Origin of the sequence: Streptomyces sp. NPDC101234 (genome assembly GCF_044767525.1) — a bacterium.
Classification (GTDB): domain Bacteria; phylum Actinomycetota; class Actinomycetes; order Streptomycetales; family Streptomycetaceae; genus Streptomyces; species Streptomyces sasae.
In genome coordinates, this window is the sequence record NZ_JBIWOA010000009.1 from 118,901 (window position 1) to 139,508 (window position 20,608).

Genomic DNA, 20,608 nt, shown 5'->3' on the forward strand with positions numbered 1-20,608 from the left:
TGCCGTCAGGGCCGCTGCCGCTCTCCCACCACGGTCACGGGCACAGCGAGCCGGTGTCCGAGACGTTGCAGCTCACCTGCCAGGGGCTCCACTGGCCGTTGGTGAAGCGCTGTCGGAACCAGTAGTTGCCGTCGCTGCCGATGGCGTTGATGGTGAAGTAATTGAGGGTTCCTGAGGAGGAACGGCCGATGGAGACCCGGCTCTGGGCCCATCCGGCCATGGACACCCATCCGTTCCAGTTGCCGTCGGAGTAGCTCCAGTTCGTCCAGACCGCGTGATCGGTACCGACGACGAATTCCTGTGTCGTCCCATTGTCGAGTTTGGTGGTCGTGATGCCGTACTGGCAGAGGTAATTGATGCCCTTGTCCTTGCAGATGGTCGCCGCCTGTGCCGGCGCCGCCGCGACACCCACTCCCGCGAAAGCGGCCAGGGCCGCGACTGCCGTGAGGGCACTCCTGAATCTGCGCATGTGCATGTTCCTTTGCCGAGGGGCGTGGTCGAGTCGGGGAAGGGAGAGAACAGGCGTCCCCGGCGCCACGACGAGTCGATCACGGGCAGGCGGACGCGGACCATGCAGAACGACCGGCAGAAGTAACCCCCGTCCGCCACGAGCCGGCCGGATCCGGTGTGAGGCACGGCCGGCTCAGGGCCGTATCGCGCCGCGTCCTGCTTCCTCCCTGGCCGCAGCCGTGCCACCGATCGCGCCCGCGTCATCCGGCGCGCAGGCTGGACGTATGGACACCATGGTGCTGGGCAACGTGGAGCTCACGCGTGTGGTGGAGCTGCCCGCCAAGGGGCGCGCCCGCGACTATGTCTTCCCCGATGTGCCCGTCGAGCACTGGCAGGAGCACCGGGACTGGCTCGCCCCGACTTTCCTGGACCCGGCCGCGGACGAGATCCCCATGATGATCCAGACCTGGCTGATCCGCAGCGAGGGCCGAACGATCCTGATCGACACCGGCGTCGGCAACGACCGGGAGCGCCCGGCCATGCCCTCCTTCCACCGTCTGCACACCCACTACCTCGAAGAGCTGGCCGCAGCGGGTGTCCATCCGCCGGACGTGGACACGGTGATCTGCACTCACATCCACAGTGACCACGTCGGCTGGAACACCCGCCTGACGCCCGAGGGGGAGTGGCGACCGACTTTCCCCGACGCTCGGTACGTCCTCGCACGGGCGGACTTCGACTACTGGAATCCGGCCAACGGACACCGGACCCGGTCCGGCCCTCGGATGGCCAACGTCTTCGAGGACAGCGTCGCCCCCGTCCACCAGGCCGGCCGGACCGTGCTGTGGGAGGGCGACCACTACGACATCGACGGCCGGCTCCGCATCGAGCCCGCCCCCGGCCACACGCCCGGCTCCTCCGTCGTATGGCTGCGGTCGGGCACCGACCGGGCGGTGTTCGCCGGGGATCTGCTGCACAGCCCGCTGCAGATCGTGGAGCCGGACGACTGTCCCAGCTTCGACGAGGACGAGCCTCGCGCACGGCGCAGCCGACGCCGGGTGCTGGGGGAGGCCGCGGACCTGGGCGCCGTGCTGTTCCCCGCGCATTTCCCCGGGCCGGGCGCGGCCGAAGTACGACGCGTAGGCGACCGGTTCGCGGTGCAGGAGTGGGCGGCCTGGGGCTGAGCGCGTCCCACGGGTGCATCCGCGCGGGTCGGCGGTGTGGCCGACCGCGATGCCCGCAATGGCCGACCGCGGCGCTCAGCCATGGATCATGTCCGCGGCGAACGGCTCCCAAGAGCCGGGCCAAGTCGTACGGGCAGGTGGTGCGGGCCGCAGTGTCCACCGCTTCGTGGCCGAATGAGGGGGCGCAGCCGTCCCTCGGCCTGGCCCGCACCACGGGCGGCTGTCTGCCGGAACGGCACTCCTCTCGCCGTCCGTCTCGTGGCTCGACTGCTGAGATTGGTCTGTTTGGCGATTGCCGTCATGGAAATGGCGCATTTTCCGGGGTGGCGGCAGCCTGTGTTCGCTCCGGGCCTACGCTGTGCCGGTGACCAGTGCCGATGTCGCCGCCGGGCCCGCCGCCGAAAGCGGTCCCGAGCCGCGTACCCAGTCCCTGATGCTGACCTTCTTCGGCACTCATGTGCTGGGGCGGCCCATCGCGGTGTCGTCCGGCAGTGTGATCGCTGTTCTCGGGAGGCTGGGCAGTACGGAGGAGGCGGTGCGGACCACCTTGAACCGGATGGTCAAACGCGGCCTGCTGGAGCGTCGCCGTCAGGGCCGGAAGACCTACTTCGGGCTGACGCCGCACGCCGTCCAGGTGCTGACGGACGGCAGGGACCGCATCTGGCGCACCGGCGCGGTGAACCGGGACTGGGACGGCCGGTGGACGATGGTGGGCTTCTCGCTGCCCGAGGCATGGAGCCGTGAACGGCACGACCTGCGCTCCCGGCTGATCTGGGCGGGCTTCGGCCCCCTGCAGAACGGCCTGTGGGTGGCCCCGGCGCGCGTCGACGTCCGTGAGATGGTGGCGGGTCTCGGCATGGAACCGTACCTGCGGGTGTTCCGGGCGGAGGTGGAATCGCCGACCGACGTCCGTGAGGTGCTGGAGCAGGCCTTCGACCTGCCGGCCATCGGCGCACGGTACCGGGCGTTCCTGGAGCGCTGGGACCGCACCGACCCGCTGCCCGCGGCGCTCTCCGGCGACGAACTCGCAGGCCAGCTCCTGCTGCACACCGACTGGCTGGACCTGGTGCGACGTGATCCGCATCTGCCCGCCGAGCACCTTCCGGGGGACTGGCCCGCCGCCGACGCGGAGACCGTCTTCCGTGGCCTGGCCAGTCGCTGGGAACGCCCCGCCACACGCGTGGCCGCCCGGCTCCTCGACACCCTGACGCTGGACTGATCCGCCCCGGGCCCCACGCGTCCGGACGCGGAGCCGCCTGTCTCAATATTGGGCAGTATGTTGACGGCGATGAAAAAAGAGCCCTACATTCGCAGCGCTCTTAAAGCTCGCTCCCTCGCTCGGTCCCCCCTCGACTCGCGGAGCCGCCGTCATGCCCCGACCCCGTTTCTCGACCCTCGTCGCCGCCTGCGCGACCGCCCTCGCCGCCACTCTGATCGGGCCGGCGACCGGCGCCCGGGCCACGACCACCGATCACTACTCCGGGACGCTGTCCGACGGCGCCACCTGGATCGCGGACAGACCCGCGCAGTGGAACGGCAGCCTGCTGCTCTTCAGCCACGGCTTCGGACCGACCGTCGCTGCCGACGCCCCGTCGACCGCGGCGCGCCAGGCCCTGCTGGACGCCGGCTACGCACTCGTCGGCTCCTCCTACGACCCCAACGGCTCGATGTGGGCGCTCGACTCGGCCGAACGGGATCAGTTCGCGGCGCTCACCGCCTTCCGCCGACAGGTCGGCACGCCGACCCGGGTCATCTCGGTGGGCCAGTCCATGGGCGGCCTCGTCAACGCCCAGATCGCCCGTGACGGCGCAGGACGCGTCGACGGCTCACTCGGCCTGTGCGGCCTGGTCGCGGGCGGCGTGGACCTGGACAACTACCAACTCGACGCCGAGTACACCCTGGCCAGCTTCTTCGACCCTGCCGACGCCGACAACCTCGTGAACCTGGGCAGCCAGGCCGACGGCGCGGCCCTCGCCGACCGGCTCACGAAGGCTGTGGAAGCGGCACAGCAGACCCCCACGGGGCGTGCCCGGATCGCCCTGGCCGCCGCCTTCCTCAACCAGACCGACTGGGCTCCGGGCCAACAGCCGCCCGCGCGTGACGACTTCGAGGGCCAGGAGAAGCAGCAGTACGCGTGGCTGGCGCAGGGCCTTCTCGGGTTCATCGTCCCGGCGCGCTGGTCGGTGGAGCAGTCCGCCGGCGGCAACACATCCTGGAACAAGGGCGTCGACTACGCCGGCCTGCTGCACAAGTCCAGCCATGCCAGGCAGATCAAGGCGCTCTACCGCGACGCCGGCCTCGACCTGCGGACGGACCTGAACCGGCTCACCCGAGGCGCGGACATCTCGGCCGACCCGGCTGCGGTGGCTCATCTGAAGCGGACCTCCACGGCCGGCCAGGGACTGGCCGTGCCGCTGCTCGACATCCACACCACCGCCGACCAACTCGTGCCCGTCGAGCAGGAGTCGGCCTTCGCCGGGCGGGTGCGCAGGGCCGGAGACTCCGCGCTGCTGCGACAGGCCTATGTGGCACGCCAGAGCCACTGCAACTTCACCACCGCCGAAGTCGTCGCCGGGCTGCACGCCGTGGAGCACCGGCTGGACACCGGGCACTGGGACAACTCCGCCACCGCCGCCGGACTCCAGCGCAGCGCCGACGAACTGGGCCTCGACGGCGCTGCCTTCACCGACTACCGGCCGAATCCTCTCAGCGGTACCCGCTGATCCCGAAGCGTCCCCTCCCCATCCCAAGCTCGCGCGCCCCAGGAGCACCTCCGTGTCAATGACGACCGAATCCTCCGCCAGAACCGCCGTCGGCCGCGGTCTGACCACCGGCACCCTGGTCGCCGGTCTCCTCGCCGTCTGCCTCGCCCAGATAGGCCTGGCCATACCGGCCACACTCAACGGGCTGTTCCAGTCCGACCTGCACCCGGTCGGCTCGCAGCTCACCTGGATCTCCGACGCCTTCCTGCTGCCGGTCGCCGTACTGGAGCTGACCTTCGGACTGCTCGGCGACCTGTTCGGCCGCAAGCGGCTGCTGATCGGCGGCGCTTCGCTGCTGGCCGTGGGCGAGCTGGTCAGCGCCACCGCCTCCGGTGTCCACCAACTCTGGGTCGGACAGGCCCTGGCAGGTCTGGGCGCCGCGAGCCTGTTCCCGACCTCGCTGGCCATCCTGGCCGCCGGCACCACCTCGCCCGCGCAACGGGCCCGGGTCATCGCGATGTGGGCAGCGCTGCTCTCCACCGGCGGGTTCCTCGCCCCGCTGCTCGGCGGCATCACCGCCACCTACGGCTCCTGGCGATGGTCCTTCGTCGTGGTCACCGCCGTAGCCGCGGCGAGTGCCGCCGTCAGCGCCGTGTTCGCCGTCGACTCCAGTGCCCCCGAGGGACGTTCGCTGGACGTGGTGGGCCAACTGACCATCGGTCTCGGCCTGTTCTCGCTGCTCTACGCCATCATCCAGGGCCCCACCGACGGATGGGCCTCGCCCGCGATCGTCACAGCCTTCGTCCTGGCAGCCGCTTTCCTCGCCGCCTTCGTCCTCGCCGAGCACCGCGCCAAGTCCCCGCTCCTCCGCCTGGACCTCTTCCGCAACCGCGCCTTCGCGGTCGCCTCGGTCGTGGCCGTGGTGGGGATGTTCGCCTTTCTGGGCACCGCCTACTCCGTCAGCATCCGGCTCGGCCCGGTGCAGGACCAGGCCCCGATGCGGACGGCCCTGGCATTCGTCCTGCTCAACGGCATCACCCTGGTGATGTTGCCGCTGACGGAACGGCTGCTGAGAAGTGTGGCGCCTGGGCTGCTGCTGGGCACGGGACTGCTGTTGATCGCGGCGGGCGACTACTGGGCGGCCACGCTGCCGATCACCGATACCTCCTTCGCTTCGCTGATCCTGCCGCTCGGCCTGGTCGGGCTGGGCTTCGCGATCACCGTCTCGTCGATCACGGCGACGGCCGTCAACACCGTGCCGGTGCACCTGGCCGGCATGGCGAGCGCCACCACCAACCTGCTGCGGGACTTCGGCTTCACCCTCGGCCCGGCCGTCATCGGCGCCGTGGCCCTGAGCCGCGCGGCAAGCAGCTTCTCCGACTCCCTGCACGGATCCGCGCTGCCGCAAGCACTGAAAGGCGCAGGCACGGCCGTACTGGAAGAAGGCGGCCCGCTCGCGGTGAACGGTGCCTCGGCGGCGTCACCCAAGCTGGCGGACCTGCACCCACTCGCCCTGGACGCCCTCGGTCACGGCTACTCGATCGGCTTCGTCGTCTGTGGCTCGGCCGCACTGTTCTCAGCACTGCTGGCCCTGGTGACGCTTCGCGGCCGAGCCGCTCCACGTGACGAATCCTCAGAGCAGCAGTAGGGAAAGAGCCGGACCGGCTGTGCCCCCCAGGGCATCGATGGCTGCAGCTGTGGCCGTCGCGGTCGGGTGAGCCGGCACAGCGGCCCCGGTCGCGGAAGCACCGCGACCGGGGCCTGGGTTCAGCTTCCGGGGAAGGTGCCGACCGCCGCTAGTTCCGGTACCGGAACACGATCCGGCCGCGCGTCAGGTCGTACGGCGGGAGCTCCACCAGCACCCGGTCCTCCAGCATGATCTTGATGTAGTTCTTGCGGATCTTCCCGCTGATGTGCGCGAGCACCTGGTGGCCGTTCTCGAGCTGCACGGTGAACATGGCGCTGCGCAGGCACTCGACGACCTTGCCCTCGACTTCGATGACGTTCTTGTTCCTGGTCATCGCACCAGTTCCAGGTTGCTGCTCAGCGGCCGGGCGCCGATGCCCTCGAGCAGCGTCGAGGCCGCCTGGTTGGACTCGTGGACCTCGGTCCAGGCCTCGGCGAACCCGGAGCGGTGCAGCGTCCCCAGCGCGTGGGCGAGTAGCGCCCGCGCGATGCCGCGGCGCTGCTCGCCGGCCCGGACCGCGACCAGTCCGATGCGCGGCCGGATCACCGTGACCACCCGGATCAGACCGAGATAGCGGTCCGGCGCCGCGGCCACCGCGTACTTCGACGGGTCGACGATGGTGTCGCCCTCGGGGAGGGGAATGACCTCCGCGGGCATCGTCTGCCACCACCCGGCGGTCGCCTCGACCTCGTCACGGATCGTGCGGTCCACCGCCCGCAGCAGAGTCTCGTCGGCCTGGCCGGCGGGCACGATGGTCACGCCCGAAGGCGGCAGGACCGCTTCGAGCCCTGTGACGCGCGGGTCGGTCGGCACGACGTACTCCCACTCACGGCGCCGGACCGTGAAACCGGCCCGCCGCCAGCCGGCCGTCAACTCGGCGTCGGCTTCGTCGACCACCGTGTACAGCGGCACCGGCAGTTCCGCCAGCATCGCCTGGGCGAGCCGGTCGAAGGTGGCGTCGTGCCAGGCGTCGATGCCGACGAACAGGCGTCCGTCGGACCGGTGCTCCGCGTACCCGCGGCCGACCACCAGGTCGTCATCCAGTGCATGCCATTGCCGGTCCGCGACGCGCGTGATCATCACCGCGTTCTCGCGCAGGCCGGATGAGAAAGGTTTTGTGTTCATCGGAGTCTCCCTCCAGGAGTGCCTCGATCTCAGGCGCTCCTGGCGACACCGAACGTCAGCCGCCGGACCGTGACGGGTTGAGGGAGCACCCACGGGTAACTGTGTTCACGGGGCTCACCTCCATACGACGACTTCACGGTCCGCCACGAAAGTAGCGGCAGGGCGCCGCCTCGTTCAAACCCTTTTCCCGTCGGCGGACCGCGAGGCCGGTCGCGAGGCGGGTCGCGAACATGCGACGGGTCATGGCAGACCGATGGCATCAGGTCTCGCCATGTCGTTCGCGTCGAACGACATGCTGTGCGAACTGCTCAGCGCCCAGGCCGGAATCCTCGACCACAACGTCTCCACCGAGGTGGCCACGGAGTACGAGCGGGGAGCGCACGATGCTCTCGCCGGTCTGGCCGGGCCCTTCCAGCAGGTTCTGCCCGAGCTCGGCGGCCAGCAGGCCACCGAAGCGGCCAGGATGACGATCGTCCTTGTCGGCGCGCTGTGGACGCGCACTCACCCGGCGCCGGCCGTGCGCGCGGTCTACACCGCCGACCCGAGCCTCGCCTTCCTCCTCCCGTCCTTCACCGCGACGCTCGAACGATCACTCACACTCTTCCTGGCGGGCCTGCTGTTCGACCCCGACCGGTAATCCCGGCCGGTGTTTCCGGCCGAACCGGCGACTTCTCGAAACCTGCCGTGAAAGTGCGGGGGGCAGCCGCTCGCGGGTGGCGAAGCGAGATCGGTTCCTGAGCTCAGCGGAAGACGATGGCATGGCCGCCGGCCATGCTTGCCCGGCAGGCGCGATAGAGCTGATGCCAGGTGGATCTCTCCATGCCGAAGGGGGCGTCGGGCTCGAAGTCGGCGAGGGCGGACTCGGCCGCTGCGGAGAGTGTGGCGTCGGCGTCGAGGTGGATGCCGAGTGAGGGTGCGACGCCGGCCAGTTCGGCCGGCAGACGCTGGCTGGAGCCGACCATGCCGTGACCGTCGACACCCGCCTCCGGCGGCAGGAAGAGCGGCTCGTCGAAGTCGACCGGTATGTAGTAGCCCGAGTCGTCGGCGTGGCAGAGCAGGTGGGAAACGAGCATGGCCGTCTCGTCGTGGATCTTCTCGCAGTCCCGTTCGTACTGGCGGCGTCCCAGCCGTCGGGGCGGGTGAGCAGACCGGTGTCGAGGTCCGGATCGATGGTCAGCCAGGGGAGCTGTCCGGGGTCGGTCCAGCGCAGCATGATCCCCTCGGTGAGCGGCACCGAAGCGGGGTCGCCGCGCCAGGTCCCGGCGTAGAACTGGACCAGGCCGGTCAGCCGGCCGTCGGGCTCGGTGTCCTCCACGAGCGCGAACGGGGCCAGATCGGCGATGCGCAGGTCCGCCTCCTCCAGCAGCTCGCGGGCGATCGCCGCGTCAGGACTCTCCCCGGGCTCGGGATGGCCACCCGGCAGTGACCACTGTCCGGCGCTGGAGATGGGCTTGTTCGCATCCCGTAGATGCAGCAGACAACGGCCATCGGGGTGGACCAGAAGGGCGACCACGTTGGTGTGCGGGGGCGGTTCGGCCATGCTCATGCGGGTTCTCCATGCGGGCAGGCGAGATGTGAGGAGGAGCGGGGCGCCGCCGCCTTTGTCCCCGACAGTGGCGGCGCCCCGGGTTTCAACGGGTGGTGGACAGGGCCAGGAGTTCGGCGAAGAGGCCCCCGCCGGCCGCGAGGTCGTCGTAGGCGCCCTGCTCGACGATCCGGCCGTTCTCCAGGACGAGGATCCGGTCGGCGATCTGGCAGTTGACCAGCTGGTGGGTCACCACGATCGTGATGCAGTCTCCGGCGAGGGCCTTGATCTTCTGGAGGATCGTGTGCTCGCCACGGGCGTCCATTTCCGAGGTCGGCTCGTCCAGGATCAGCAGACCTGCCTTGCGGTACAGGGCCCTGGCACAGGCCAGGCGCTGCCACTGACCGCCGGACAGCTCGCTGCCGCCCCACAGTTCCCGGGCGAGCAAGGTGTCCAGTCCGGCCGGGAGGTCCTCGACGGCCTCTCTCAGGCCGACCGCGTCGATCGCCTCCCAGACGAGAGCGTCACCGTCTTCATGGGGCTGGCCGAGCGTCACGTTGTCCCGTACGGACAGCGGCCACTGTGCGAAGGACTGCGGGACCAGCCCGGACATGACCCACAGGCTCTCGGGGTCGAGACCTGCCACGTCCCTGCCGTTCCAGCTGACCTTGCCCTTGTCGGTGAGGTAGATGCCGGCGAGCAGCCGGGCCAGGGTGGACTTGCCCGACCCGTTCTCGCCGACCAGGGCGACGATCTCGCCCCTGCCCGCCCGCAGTGACACCCCGTCCAGAGCCGGCTTCTCCTTGCCCGGATACCGGTAGCCGACCTCCTCCGCCCGGACCTCCTGCACCGGAGCGGAGAGGGCCGGCTCACCGCGCTTGGGGGCGCGGTCGGCGGCGAAGGCGAGGAAGGCGTCCATGTCGGCGAGGTAGAGCGAGGTGTGGAACATGGCCGCGCCGTAGATGACGACCTGGCTGAGCGCGGCGAGGCTGGTCTGCACGGCGATGACCGCGGTCCCCGCGACCGCGGGCTCGATCCTGCCGGTGGCGGCGAGCCAGGCCAGCGCGGCCCAGGTGACGACCAGGAAGACTCCCCCGATCGCCGAACTGGTCAGGACGATCCTGAGCATGCTGGGCGCGGCGGCCAGGGTACGGGCGTCGATCCGCTCGGAGATCGACCGGTACCAGAAGCTGAGATAGCCGGTCATGGTGTTGGCGCGGATCTCGTCGGTGAACTTCACGCTGGTCGCCCAGCCGCGCAGATTGTGGCGGACGTTGCGGTCGCCCACGTTCGCGTAGTGCGTCTGATAGGTGACCTTCGCGTGCAGCACGGCGCCGACACCGGCGGGTACGACGGCGAGCAGCAGCAGGGGCAGCAGCAGCGGATGCAGGACGGTGAGCACTCCGCTCGCGGCGACCAGACGGATGAGGGCGGCGGTCAGGCGGGTGGCGTCCTGCACCATCACATGACCGCGGACCGCGCCCATCTCCGCGGCCTCCTGCCGGTCCGCGCAGCCGTCCTCGGCGCGGGCGGCGGCCTCGATGCCGCACACCGCCTCCACCAGACTGCTGTCCGCCTCCGTGGTCAGCAGCGGTGTGATCCTTCCGTCCGCGTAGGAGGACAGCGCGGTCGCCGCCTTTCCGGTCATCGCGGCCAGCGCGATCACCACCAGGGCGGGCAGCGCCTGGTGGAGCCTGCCCGCGACCGGTCCCGCGGCGAGGACCTGACGCATCGCGTGCGCGGTGCCGGTCAGCTGGACGGCAGCGCTGACCCCGATGGCCAGCTGGCAGCCGGCGAGCAGCATGACGGCACGGCGGTCGATGGCCCACGCGATCCTGGCGGTTCGCGCGAGCACCCCGGGAAGTTTGCCGACCATGGCCGTGAACCCGGCCTCTTCAAGCGGGTTCTTGCTGTGCTTGCCGGTGTAGTGCAACGGGGCGGGCGGCGGAGGCGGTACCCGACCAGCTCCTACCGCGTCCCTTGCCCGTGGTGGGGAGGCGGCGTTCACCGGCGTCCTCCCCGAGGCAGTCCAGTTCGGGCAACGGACGGCCTCGCCACGCATGTTGGGGATGATGTCGGCCTCATACCGGTACCTCTTTCGTGAGGCGGGCCAGCACGGCATGGGCGTCTTCGGCCGTTTGGTGATGGCCGTGTTCCTTGCCGTCGGCGGCCAGCGTGCGTACGGCGTGCAGGGCCGTGAGAGCGCGCAGGGCCAGCCGCTCGTCTCCGCTCAGGGCGCGGCCGTAGCCGTTGAAGAAGTCGAGGCGCAGGTGCGGATGAGCCAGCCACGGACCGCAGGCCAGACGGGCGAAGTCCACAACGACCGGGGCGAACCCGGCTGTCTCGAAGTCACGCAGGGACAGGTGCGTCTCGGGACCCCGGACCAGGCCGCGTTCGAGGCGGCCGTGGACGAAGCCCAGTGGCAGGCCGCCGAGCACGCTCAGGCGGTCCGCGAGATGCGCGACGAGCTTCTGCTCCGCCACCGACAGCCGGTCGCCGGCCACGGCCAGGTGGAGGCGAGCGTCTTGGGCCACCCGCAACACGGCCGTGTCCGCCTCCTGACGGTCGTCGGCGGTCGCCTCGCCGGCCTGGTGCAGCCGGGCGACGAGGACCCCGCTGCGCCAGTGGATCCGCCGTAGAGCGGTGGCCTTCACGTGCAGGTCCGAGAGGGGAAGGCCGGGCAGGTCGGTCAGGAGCAGGGCCAGGTGGGAGGGGAGGGTGGCCAGCAGACGCGGCGCGCCTCCCGCGCCGAGGGCCGAGACCACGTGCCGGTGGACGAACGTCTCCTGGGTGAAGCCCTCGGACGTCCGGGCGATCTTGATGACGAAGCGTGCGTTGTCGGCAGCCCGGACAACGTGCCACGAACTCCGCGGGGTGACGTCGAGCGAGGCGTCACGTACGGGGACGAGGGCGCCCAGCGTCTTCTCGGCCCAGCCGCGTACCGGTTCGGGCAGCAGGAACGGGTCAGTCATGCCCCCCACCTCGGTGTCATACGTGATCGATCCGCGCCGGCCACCGAGACGCTCCAGGCGGTGTACGCGGGCCGGCCCGGGGCGCGGCGCGCCGAAGCAGGAGGGAAAGGGACAGGAGCGGGGGCGGGAACGGGATTCATGATTTCCTCCAGAGGTCGTCGAACAGCAAGGTGGGACGGTGGTCATCCCCCAGGGACACGGCTCCGGCTCGGCTGTTGTCAACAGCCGTGCATGCGGGCCGCGTTGGGGATGACTGATGATGACCGGCACAACGACCCGACCGCCCGACTCGAACGCGCGTGTTTGAGTCGCATCTCCAGCCCCGTGATTCCGGGGCCGGCGTGGTGCCGACCGCTTGCCTGTGCGGACCCATGAGTGCGGAGAGTGGCCGAATCGCCGCGACCCGATACAGGAGTGACGCACGCGTTTCCGCACGGTGCGACCTCGGACGAAGGGGTCACCGGCGCGGAGCACATGCTCTGCGGCTGGGTGGCGGGCTGCGGGTGCGGAGGCACTGCGCATGGCTGTGGTGGACGTCGAGGAGCACGAACTGGTGTGGATCGTCCACTGGATGTCCGAGGAGTTCGTGCGCACTCGGAATCGGGAGTCCATGCCCGGCAGGCAACGGGCCGTACCTGGTCGACCGTGTCGACGGGGGACTGCATCAGGTCGGAGTCGTCTCCGCGGCGATCGGGCACCCTGTCCGGCGGCGAGCAGCAGATGCTCGCCGTCGGCCGGGCCACGGTCACCGGACCTCGGCCGGTCATGCTGGACGAACCGTCCACGGGCCTCGCCCCGCTGGTCGTCGTCCAGGTCATGGACGCCATCGTCTCGATCAACCGGGCCGGCACGTCGGTCCTCCAGGTGCGGAGTTCACCCCCGACCGCCCTGCTGAGCCTGGCCGCCCGGCATCATGTGCGGATCAGCAGCCTGTCCGCTCGAAAATCCGAGCGGACGAGCGCCGTCCTGCTGCGATACTGCCGCGATGATCAACGTGCCTTCTGCTGTGCTGGATTCGTTGCACGGGCTCGCGTTCGGCGACGCCTTCGGTGACCGCTGGTTCGGCATCCTGCGCCGGGACGGTTCGGCAGCCCTGGAGGCGCGGACGCTGCCCCCGGAACCGCTGTGGCGGTGGAGCGACGACACCGCGCAGGCGCTCGTTCTCGTCCGGGAACTCGCCGAGGGCGGCGGCACCGTCGACCAGCGCCGCCTCGCCCTGCGCCTTGCGGCGGCCTACGCCGACGACACGCACCGCGGCTACGGAGCCTCGATGCACGACGTGCTGCGCCGGATCGGCGCGGGCGAGCCCTGGCAGGAGGTGGTCGCCGGACAGTTCGGCGGCCAGGGTTCCTGGGGCAACGGCGCGGCGATGCGCGTCGCCCCGCTGGGCGCCTGGCACTGTGCCGACCTCGATGCGGTCGCCGAGCAGGCCGCCCGGCAGAGCGCGGTCTCGCACCACCACCCGGAGGCGGTCGCCGGAGCGGTGGCGGTTGCCCTCGCCGCGGCGCTGGCGACCCGCAGCCGGGGCGGGCACACCCCGGCCAGGCCGGACTTCCTCCATGCGGTCGCCGAACGGCTCCCCGACAGCGACGTCCGGTCGGGCGTGCGGGTCGCGGCCCGGATGCCGGAGCACACGTCGGTCCGGCACGCCGCGGAGGTCCTGGGCTCCGGCTACCAGATGTCAGGGCCCGACACCGTCCCGTACGCCCTGTGGTGCGCGGCGGGGCACCTCGACGACCTGCAGGAGGGCCTGTGGCTCACGGTCGCCGGGCGCGGTGACATCGACACCACCTGCGCGATCGCGGGCGGCGTGATAGCCGCCCGCACAGGCGTTGCCGCCCTTCCCCCTTCCTGGCACGCGGCCTGTGAACCGCTGCCCCCGGTCGTGATGGAGCAGGAGGGGTGATGCCGATGTCGCCGGCGATGATCTCGTCGAGGACGGCGTCCACGGGGTCGCGGTCGTCCTGGCCCTTCGGTCTACGACGGTGAGCTCGACGCCGGCCTTCACGGAGACCGTGTCGAGCGGCCGGAGGCCGAGGTTGCGACAGGGTCTCTTCGGGGTCTCCGAGGAGGCCCTCGACCAGACCGCGGACCGGGCGGCCAGGACCGCGCGGGACATCGCCCGGAACAGCCTCGGATCCGCCGGCGGCTGACGGGCGCACCGCTCGAAGGCGGCGAAGGCAAAGGAGGCCAGACCTGCGTGGTTCCATCGTCGAAGATCTTCTTCGAAGAAGTACGGGCCGCTTACGCAGAGACGGCGGGTTCTCTGGGACTGACTGGTCCGGCCGAAACGGAGAACGTCATACCGGTGTCGGCGTACGCGGGCGGCGGCGTCGAGTACAGCATCGGGCTCGATGTCAGGGCAGGCACCGTGGACTGCACCGTCGGCACCGAATCGGAATCCGTCGCCTTCACCGTGTACATCGAGGAGCCGGCACTCGCCGTCGGCGCCATCGAGGTCCGCGGAAGAATCTCGTACAGCGCCCGCAACCACAGTCAGCTCAGGAAGTCCCTGTTGGGGCAAGCCGAATACGTCCGGCTCGTGCACCCGCTGTTGGCCGCCGCGGCAACGGACGAACTGATGCGGCAGGCCGGTGCCGGTGAGCGGAAGAAACCGGCACGCCCTTGACCCAGGGCTTGCAACCAACTCGGCTGCGATCGCTCCGTGGTGGATGGGGCCGACGGGACTCTCGTGGGCCATCGCGCTCCAGAGAGTCGCTCCGGCGCTCAGCTCTACGGTCCGCCGGGGCCGCGCCTGCGCCGGTCGCGAGTGGTGCTCGTCCGGTCGGAAGGCGGGGCGAGCGGTGTGGAGGCCGGTTTGACGAGGCCGTGGAGGTGGGCGTAGGCGACGGCCTGGACACGGTCGCGGAGGTTGAGCTTGGTCAGGATGCGGGAGACATGGCTCTTCACGGTCTCGTCGCCGATGCCGAGGCGGTCGGCGATCTCGGCGTTGGTGTAGGCCTCGGCGATCAGCAGCAGCACGTCGCGCTCCCGCGAGGTGAGGTCGTCCAGGCCGACGGGGACGGCCGGCGGCGCGACCCCTTCGGCGAGACGGGCCAGGAGGCGCCGGGTGACCGAGGGGTCGATGAGGGCGTCGCCGCGGGCGGCGACCCGGACGGCGGCGATGAGCTCCTCCGGGGGAAGGCTCTTGAGCAGGAAGCCGCTGGCTCCGGCACGCAGGGCGCGGTGGACGTAGGCGTCCTGGTCGTAGGTGGTCAGCAGGATGACCCTGGTGGTGTTCTCCGGGTCGGCCAGGATCGTCTCGGTGGCACGCAGACCGTCCAGCAGGGGCATGCGGATGTCGAGGATGGCGACGTCGGGGCGGAGTCGGCGCACCTGACTCACCGCGCTGCGGCCGTCCGAAGCCTCGGCCACGCACTCCAGGTCGGGCTGGCTGTCCAGGACGCCGCGCAGGCCGGAGCGGAACATGGCGTGGTCGTCGGCGACCAGGACGCGCAAGGTCATGCCGGATCCAGGGTGTCGAGGGGGAAGGTGACGGTGGTGAACCAGGCGGTGCCGTCGGGCGTGGGGCCGTAGGTGACGGAGCCGTTGAAGAGGGCGGCGCGGCTGCGGATGCCCTGCAGGCCGCGGTGCGGGGAGTCGGGCCTGCTGCGCGTTCCGGTGGCGAGGGGGTTGGTCGTGGTGACGGCGAGAGTGGCGGGGGTGTAGCGCAGTTCGACCTCGGCGACCCCGCCGGCCCCGTGCCGGAGGGCGTTGGTGAGCATCTCCTGCACCACCCGGTACGCGGCGATGTCCAGGGACTCCGGCAGCCGGGGCGGCACGCCGTGCACGGTCACCCGGGTCTTCAGACCTACGGCACGGACGGTGTCGAGGAGCCCGGAGAGGTTGTCCAGACCCGGCTGGCTGTCCTCGCCGGCGGGGGCTCCGTGCAGGAAGTCCAGCAGGCGCCGCAGGTCGACCATGGCCGCCCGGCTGGACGTCTCCACCGCGGTCAACGACTCCGCGACGTCGACGCCTTTCGGCGCCGCCCCCGCCCGCAGCCGGGCGACCCCCGCGTGCATGCTGATGGCGCTGACGTGGTGGGAGATGACGTCGTGCAGATCACGGGCGATGCTGCTGCGTTCCTCGGCGATGGCCTCGGCCAGGGCCTGCTGCCGCTCGTGCCGCTCACGCTCGGAGCGCTGCTCCAGTTCGGCGATGTAGGCGCGGCGTGCGGTGGTGTACCGGCCGACCAGCCAGGGCAGCAGGGCATCGCCCAGGGCGCCGAGCAGGATTCCCCCGTGCCCGAAGTGCTCGCCGCCGAGCAACTGCCCCCCGACGATCCCGGTCGCCAGGCAGAGCAGGGATGCCACGGCGGGCCCCCGGTCCAGCCAGGCACCCGCCCGGTACGCGGAGACCAGCATGCCCGCGTTGTTGAGCTGGGGCAGCGGACCGTGACCGGGCAGCAGGACACTGCCGCCGACCGCCACGACCGCCTGGGCGACGGCCACGGCTCCCGACAGCCGCGGCGGGGTGGCCAGAGCGGCGTCGACCACGACGATCGCCGCGAGGACCACCCAGTGCCACGCCGTCAGCGGGTGGGACTGGTCAGCGAGGAGGAAGCCGAGGCAGTCCACGACCAGAGTGGTCGCCGCGACCAGGAGCGACTGCCGGGTCAGTGATCCGCTGACGTCCCGGGCGCGGACGGACTCCGCTCGGCCCGCGCCGCGCGCCTCACTTCCCTCGCTCTCGGGCAATGCAGTCCTCTCGTCCGCGCTACAGCTGGCTTCGACGACCCATGATGCCTGGTCACAGCCATGCGCGGGTCCCCCGTTCGGGGGAGGGAGCCTCCCCTGTCACCGTGACGACACCGGCGCGCGGCCGCCATAGCTTGGCCCGACCATGAACGACACGCCCCCTCGTACGACGGTGCGCCCCACCCGCCCGCGTACGCCCCACCCCCGCCCCCACCCCCACCGACGCCGCCTCTGGACCGCGCTCTCCGTCCTGGTCTGCGCCGTGGTCCTGCTGCTGACGTCGAGCTCGGCCGCCACCGCGGACTCCGCGTCCACCGGCAACGACGTCCAGGTGGCCCAGACGCTCGGCGACCGGGAACTGACCGTCGTCCTGCGCCGGATCACCGGAGTGCCGGGTCCCCTGCACGTGGACGTGATCACGCACAAGGGCACGGCCGCCGGCCGGATCGAGCTCGCGGTGACACCCACCGGCGTCTCGACGTCCGCGTCGAAGGGCAAGGAATCCGGTACGACCGTGGACTCGGCCGTCGTGAAGCTGGACAGCACCCCCGGCTCCTACTCCGCCCAGCTGAACGTCGACGAGGTCGGCCCTTGGGAACTGATGCTCGACGACGGCGCCGGACACACGGGGAAGATCCCCTTCGTCGTGTCGAAGACGACCACCTCACCGGCGGAGAAGGCGGTGTACGCCGGTTTCATCGGCGCCGGGGTCCTCATGCTGGTCACCGTCGTCGTGGCGGTACGGGTGCATCGCGGCTGGTGGACGTTCGTGCCGTCCGGCGGCGTGCTCGCCTGCCTCGCCGTGGCGGTCACCGGCGCCGTCCTGTCCTCCAGCCTGCCGCTGCCGGTGTCCCAGGGAGTCCAGGTGGACGCCACGATCGACGGTGTCGGCAACCCGTACACCTCGGTCGTCCAGCAGGCCGCCGACTACTCGCGCCCGCCCGCCACCCTGCTGCTCGGCTCCTCCACGATCCGCGCGGGCGAGACCGACACCCTGACGCTGAAGCTGACCGACGCCTCGACGGGCCTGGCCGTCGACGACCTCGTCGTCCACGACGGGGCACTGGTGCACCTGTTGGTCGTAGGCCCCTCGGGCCGGCTCTGCCACCTGCACCCGGTCATGACCGGGTACGGCACCTTCGAGGTACGGCTGCCGCTGCCCGAGGCCGGCCACTACGCGGTCTCCGCCGAGTTTGCCCGTCGCGGCGGCGGCGTCCAGGAGGTCCGCTCCGCGACCGGCATCGACGCGACCGGCTCGACGAAGGCGACTTCGAGCACCTTGCTGACGCAGGAAGGCACCGGCACACGGACGGTCGACGGGATCCGCGTCCGCATGAGCGCGTCGTCGCTCGTCACAGGCAAGGCAGCCGTCCTGACCGCTCGGATCGGGGACTCGGCCACCCTCCAGCCGTGGCTCGGCATGCTCGGTCACATGATCGTCGTCGGCCCGCTCAGGTCGAGGACGGCGGCGGTCGGCGTGGAGGCACAGAACGCCGAGGTGTGGGCGCACTCGCACTCCATGGGCTCCGTCGCCGACGACATGCCGGGCATGGACATGAGCTCCGGTGACATGAGCTCGATGAGTGGCCTGACCTCCGTCAACGGCGACAGCACCGCCGACGAGACGGTCGCCGCCTACGGGCCCGACGTCTCCTTCGTCTACACGTTCCCGATCGCCGGCTACTACCGGATCTGGATCCAGGCCGAGCGCGACAACACGATCATCACCGTTCCCTACCTGCTGCACGTCACCGACGCCACCACGGAGAAGACCCGATGAGCGGGCCCATGTCACCGTCCCGCCGCCGACGTCTCCGGATGGGCGCGGTACTTCTGGCCACCGTCCTGTTCACCCTGCTGGCGCTCCGCCTGACGATGTTGTCGAGTACGTCCGGTTCCTCGTCCGGTTCCTCGTCCGGCGGCACGACCCTCACCGGCGGCACCGCCCACGACGTGGTGACCCTGACGATCGCTTCACCGAAGACCGGCACGACGTCGGTCGAGGTACGGCTCACACCGCGCGAAGCGACCGGAGCGACCAGGACGACCGGTTCCGCGCCCGTCGTCACCGTCTCGGCCGTGCTGCCCACGACGGGCCACGCGCTGCCCGACTACACCGCCGTACCCACCGCGAGTAACCGGTACCGCGTCTCCGCCCTGCCCTTGATGATGACCGGCCGCTGGGAGTTCCTCGTCGACATCGACGGCCAGGGCCGCGACGACCACCTCGTTTTCCCGCTCACCCTCACTCGCTGACCCCGCTGAAAGGCAGTGCCGATGGACGCCGTCCCCGATTCCACGCTCACCGTCGCACCCGACGAACCGTCACCACCCGGCAACCCGCCCCGGCCGCAGGCGGACCGGGCCGGCCCCGTCTCCGCCTTCACGGTACTGGCCGGCACGCTGACCTCGCTGATCGGCATCAGCTGGGACATCGAGTGGCATGTCGACGTCGGCCCGGACACCTTCTTCACCCTCTCCCACCTGCTGCTGTACTCCGGCAGTGCCCTCGCCGGTGTGGCCAGCCTGGTGATGGTGCTGCGCTCCACCTTCGCGCAGCGCGCCGGACGCTCCACCGACCGGGCCGTGGGCGGTGCGCCGGTCCGGGTGTTCGGTGGCACGTTCACCGCACCACTCGGCTATCTCATCTCCGGCACCGGCGCCGCACTGTTCCTGATGTACGGCCTGGTCGACCTGTGGTGGCACTCCCTGTACGGCTTCGACGCCGTGCTCAACTCCCCGCCGCACGTGGCGCTGTTCATCTCCATCAGCCTGACCATGGTCGGCAGTATCACCGTCTTCGCCGCCGCCCGGGAGCAGCGGTGGGGACGGATCGGCCTGGTCGTCAGCACCCCGGTGCTGATCACCTTCTGCCCCCTCACCACCTACGCGTTCCAGGGGGTGTCCCAGACCATCGACCCGCAGCTGGCGGGCAACATCTTCTTCTCCGTGTGCCTGTTGATCACGGGGGCGCTGACCTTGCGCCACCGGGGCATCGCGCTGTCCATCGCGGCCGTGCTCGGTGTCATGCAGCTGTTCCTGTGGTGGTTCTCGCCGTGGGCGGCCAAGTGGTACGCCGGCCACGTCGGGCTGCCGCTGCGCGACAACCTCATGAACGCGGCGCCCGTGCTGCCCTCCGGCATCCCCATGTTCATGCTCGGCGTGGCCGTGGTGATCGAGGCCCTGCTCCTGCTCGGCCGCAGGCAGAACTGGTCGTGGCGCTGGATGCCGCAGGTCGTCGGAGCCGTCGGCGGCGTACTGGTCAGCCTTTCCATGCTCCTCCAGACCTCCCTGGTCAGCGGTGGCGGTGGCGGTGGCGGTGGTGGGGGTGGCGGTGGCCCGATGGGTCAGTCAGGCACTTCCGCGAGCACCCTCCTCACCGACGCCGTTCTCGGGCTGGTGATCGGCACACTGGCCGGCTACCTAGGCTCCCGCTTCGCCGTTCTGCTGCGGCTCAACACCACCGTCACCGACCAGGAAGACAGCCTGACCCGATGAACACGCGATCACTGCTTCGGGTACGGCCGCGCCAGGCACGTACCGAGCGGCGGACGGTACTGCACCGCGCCCGCGCCCTCGTCCTCGCCCTGTCCGCGATGGCGGGCATGCTCTTCGTCTCGGCCCCGTCGGCCCAGGCCTACGCGCCGGTCGACATCGTCCACACCGAGAAGGTGAAGGTGGGCCCCTACGACCTGACGGTCGGCTTCTCCAAGTGGCCGCTGCGCGCCAACCAGTCCCTGGACTTCACCTTCGCCCCCGACGGAGGCATCAAGGGCAGGTCCGGCACCCTCTCCATGAGCCTCGCCGGCCAGAAGAGCGGCATGGGCGGCCCGGGCGGCGGCGGGGGCGGCATGGGCGGTCAACTGGCCCGGCATCCGCGCAAGCTGTCGGTCTGGGGTCTGGACGTCCAGTCGCTGTCCACCGCCGGCAAGTGGAACTTCACCTTCACCATCAAGGGCTCCCAGGGCACCGGAACGGGCACGCTGAAGAACATCCCCGTCCTCTCCCAGCCCGGCCCCCCGTACGCGGTGAGCTGGACCGTTTGCACTCTGCCGCCGGTCGGCGGCCTGATCGCCCTGCTGACCGTGGCCTGGCGCCGTCACCGCCCGGGCCGCCGCATGGTGGCATTGAGCTACTGACGCTACTGACGAGCGGTGCTCAAGGACCGTGGAAGAACGACTGGCGGGGTGCGGCCGCACCCCGCCAGTCGGTCTTGCACCGTGGCGGGGGGCGATGGGGGGGGGGGGGGGGTGTGGCCGGCCGCCG

Annotated in this window: 19 protein-coding genes and 1 pseudogene; 11 read left to right on the plus strand and 9 right to left on the minus strand. The window is 70.7% G+C overall.

The features are described 5' to 3' along the window. Positions 1-34: 34 nt before the first annotated feature. Complete coding sequence (locus ACIRR9_RS18375) at positions 35-469, minus strand: hypothetical protein (RefSeq protein WP_403752591.1); 435 nt, start codon at positions 467-469, stop codon at positions 35-37. A 265-nt stretch (positions 470-734) separates the two neighbouring features. Between ACIRR9_RS18375 and ACIRR9_RS18380 the strand changes: the two genes are divergently transcribed. The 4 genes from ACIRR9_RS18380 to ACIRR9_RS18395 all read left to right on the plus strand — a co-directional run bounded on the left by ACIRR9_RS18380 (position 735) and on the right by ACIRR9_RS18395 (position 5,984). Then, the gene (locus ACIRR9_RS18380) at positions 735-1,634 is read left to right on the plus strand and encodes an MBL fold metallo-hydrolase (protein WP_403752594.1); all 900 of its coding nucleotides are present in this window, start codon (positions 735-737) and stop codon (positions 1,632-1,634) included. Positions 1,635-1,992: 358 nt separating this feature from the next. Further along, positions 1,993-2,853, plus strand: a complete 861-nt coding sequence (locus tag ACIRR9_RS18385; RefSeq protein ID WP_403752597.1) for a PaaX family transcriptional regulator C-terminal domain-containing protein — start codon at positions 1,993-1,995, stop codon at positions 2,851-2,853. Positions 2,854-3,004: 151 nt separating this feature from the next. Next, complete coding sequence (locus tag ACIRR9_RS18390) at positions 3,005-4,357, plus strand: alpha/beta hydrolase (RefSeq protein WP_403752600.1); 1,353 nt, start codon at positions 3,005-3,007, stop codon at positions 4,355-4,357. A gap of 58 nt (positions 4,358-4,415) precedes the next feature. Beyond that, positions 4,416-5,984, plus strand: a complete 1,569-nt coding sequence (locus ACIRR9_RS18395) for an MFS transporter (protein ID WP_403752603.1) — start codon at positions 4,416-4,418, stop codon at positions 5,982-5,984. 148 nt (positions 5,985-6,132) lie between these two features. Here the strand turns inward: ACIRR9_RS18395 and infA are convergent, their stop codons facing one another. Both infA and ACIRR9_RS18405 read right to left on the minus strand, forming a co-directional pair. Further along, on the minus strand, positions 6,133-6,357 hold the full coding sequence (gene infA / locus ACIRR9_RS18400) for a translation initiation factor IF-1 (protein WP_232648077.1): 225 nt from the start codon (positions 6,355-6,357) through the stop codon (positions 6,133-6,135). After that, positions 6,354-7,148, minus strand: a complete 795-nt coding sequence (locus ACIRR9_RS18405; RefSeq protein ID WP_403752607.1) for a GNAT family N-acetyltransferase — start codon at positions 7,146-7,148, stop codon at positions 6,354-6,356. The genes infA and ACIRR9_RS18405 overlap by 4 nt, the downstream gene beginning before the upstream one ends. Positions 7,149-7,401: 253 nt before the next feature. Here ACIRR9_RS18405 and ACIRR9_RS18410 point away from each other — a divergent pair, with 253 nt between their 5' ends. Then, complete coding sequence (locus ACIRR9_RS18410) at positions 7,402-7,785, plus strand: hypothetical protein (RefSeq protein WP_403752610.1); 384 nt, start codon at positions 7,402-7,404, stop codon at positions 7,783-7,785. A gap of 103 nt (positions 7,786-7,888) precedes the next feature. Here ACIRR9_RS18410 and ACIRR9_RS18415 read toward each other — a convergent pair whose 3' ends face one another. From ACIRR9_RS18415 to ACIRR9_RS18430, 4 genes and pseudogenes are all read right to left on the minus strand, one after another. Further along, the gene (locus ACIRR9_RS18415; protein ID WP_403753081.1) at positions 7,889-8,221 is read right to left on the minus strand and encodes a hypothetical protein; all 333 of its coding nucleotides are present in this window, start codon (positions 8,219-8,221) and stop codon (positions 7,889-7,891) included. Between the two features lie 122 nt (positions 8,222-8,343). Continuing rightward, a pseudogene (locus tag ACIRR9_RS18420) lies at positions 8,344-8,694 on the minus strand (NUDIX domain-containing protein); the annotation flags it as partial. Positions 8,695-8,779: 85 nt separating this feature from the next. Next, positions 8,780-10,735: an ATP-binding cassette domain-containing protein gene (locus ACIRR9_RS18425; protein WP_403752613.1), complete on the minus strand. Its 1,956-nt coding sequence runs from the start codon at positions 10,733-10,735 to the stop codon at positions 8,780-8,782. Between the two features lie 19 nt (positions 10,736-10,754). Next, complete coding sequence (locus tag ACIRR9_RS18430) at positions 10,755-11,645, minus strand: phosphotransferase (protein ID WP_403752616.1); 891 nt, start codon at positions 11,643-11,645, stop codon at positions 10,755-10,757. A gap of 985 nt (positions 11,646-12,630) precedes the next feature. Here ACIRR9_RS18430 and ACIRR9_RS18435 point away from each other — a divergent pair. Next, entirely contained in the window at positions 12,631-13,551 is a 921-nt protein-coding gene (locus ACIRR9_RS18435; RefSeq protein WP_403752619.1) for an ADP-ribosylglycohydrolase family protein, read from the plus strand. 294 nt (positions 13,552-13,845) lie between these two features. Continuing rightward, on the plus strand, positions 13,846-14,274 hold the full coding sequence (locus ACIRR9_RS18440; RefSeq protein WP_403752622.1) for a hypothetical protein: 429 nt from the start codon (positions 13,846-13,848) through the stop codon (positions 14,272-14,274). A 104-nt stretch (positions 14,275-14,378) separates the two neighbouring features. On the opposite strand, the gene ACIRR9_RS18445 is transcribed toward ACIRR9_RS18440, so the two are convergent. Both ACIRR9_RS18445 and ACIRR9_RS18450 read right to left on the minus strand, forming a co-directional pair. Next, the gene (locus ACIRR9_RS18445; RefSeq protein WP_403752625.1) at positions 14,379-15,110 is read right to left on the minus strand and encodes a response regulator; all 732 of its coding nucleotides are present in this window, start codon (positions 15,108-15,110) and stop codon (positions 14,379-14,381) included. Next, positions 15,107-16,342 (minus strand): sensor histidine kinase, encoded by a 1,236-nt coding sequence (locus ACIRR9_RS18450; RefSeq protein ID WP_403752628.1) that lies wholly within the window; start codon positions 16,340-16,342, stop codon positions 15,107-15,109. The genes ACIRR9_RS18445 and ACIRR9_RS18450 overlap by 4 nt, the downstream gene beginning before the upstream one ends. Before the next feature lie 145 nt (positions 16,343-16,487). Between ACIRR9_RS18450 and ACIRR9_RS18455 the strand changes: the two genes are divergently transcribed. The 4 genes from ACIRR9_RS18455 to ACIRR9_RS18470 are packed head-to-tail and all read left to right on the plus strand — an operon-like array spanning position 16,488 to position 20,481. Then, positions 16,488-18,122: a hypothetical protein gene (locus tag ACIRR9_RS18455; protein ID WP_403752630.1), complete on the plus strand. Its 1,635-nt coding sequence runs from the start codon at positions 16,488-16,490 to the stop codon at positions 18,120-18,122. After that, on the plus strand, positions 18,119-18,598 hold the full coding sequence (locus ACIRR9_RS18460; RefSeq protein WP_403752632.1) for a hypothetical protein: 480 nt from the start codon (positions 18,119-18,121) through the stop codon (positions 18,596-18,598). Before ACIRR9_RS18455 ends, ACIRR9_RS18460 begins: the two co-directional genes overlap by 4 nt. Before the next feature lie 21 nt (positions 18,599-18,619). Beyond that, positions 18,620-19,840, plus strand: coding sequence for a hypothetical protein (locus tag ACIRR9_RS18465; RefSeq protein ID WP_403752635.1), 1,221 nt, complete (start codon positions 18,620-18,622; stop codon positions 19,838-19,840). Next, positions 19,837-20,481 carry a hypothetical protein gene (locus ACIRR9_RS18470; protein ID WP_403752638.1) on the plus strand — a complete coding sequence of 215 codons (645 nt, stop codon included), beginning with the start codon at positions 19,837-19,839 and terminating at the stop codon, positions 20,479-20,481. The genes ACIRR9_RS18465 and ACIRR9_RS18470 overlap by 4 nt, the downstream gene beginning before the upstream one ends. The last annotated feature ends 127 nt before the right edge of the window (positions 20,482-20,608 follow it).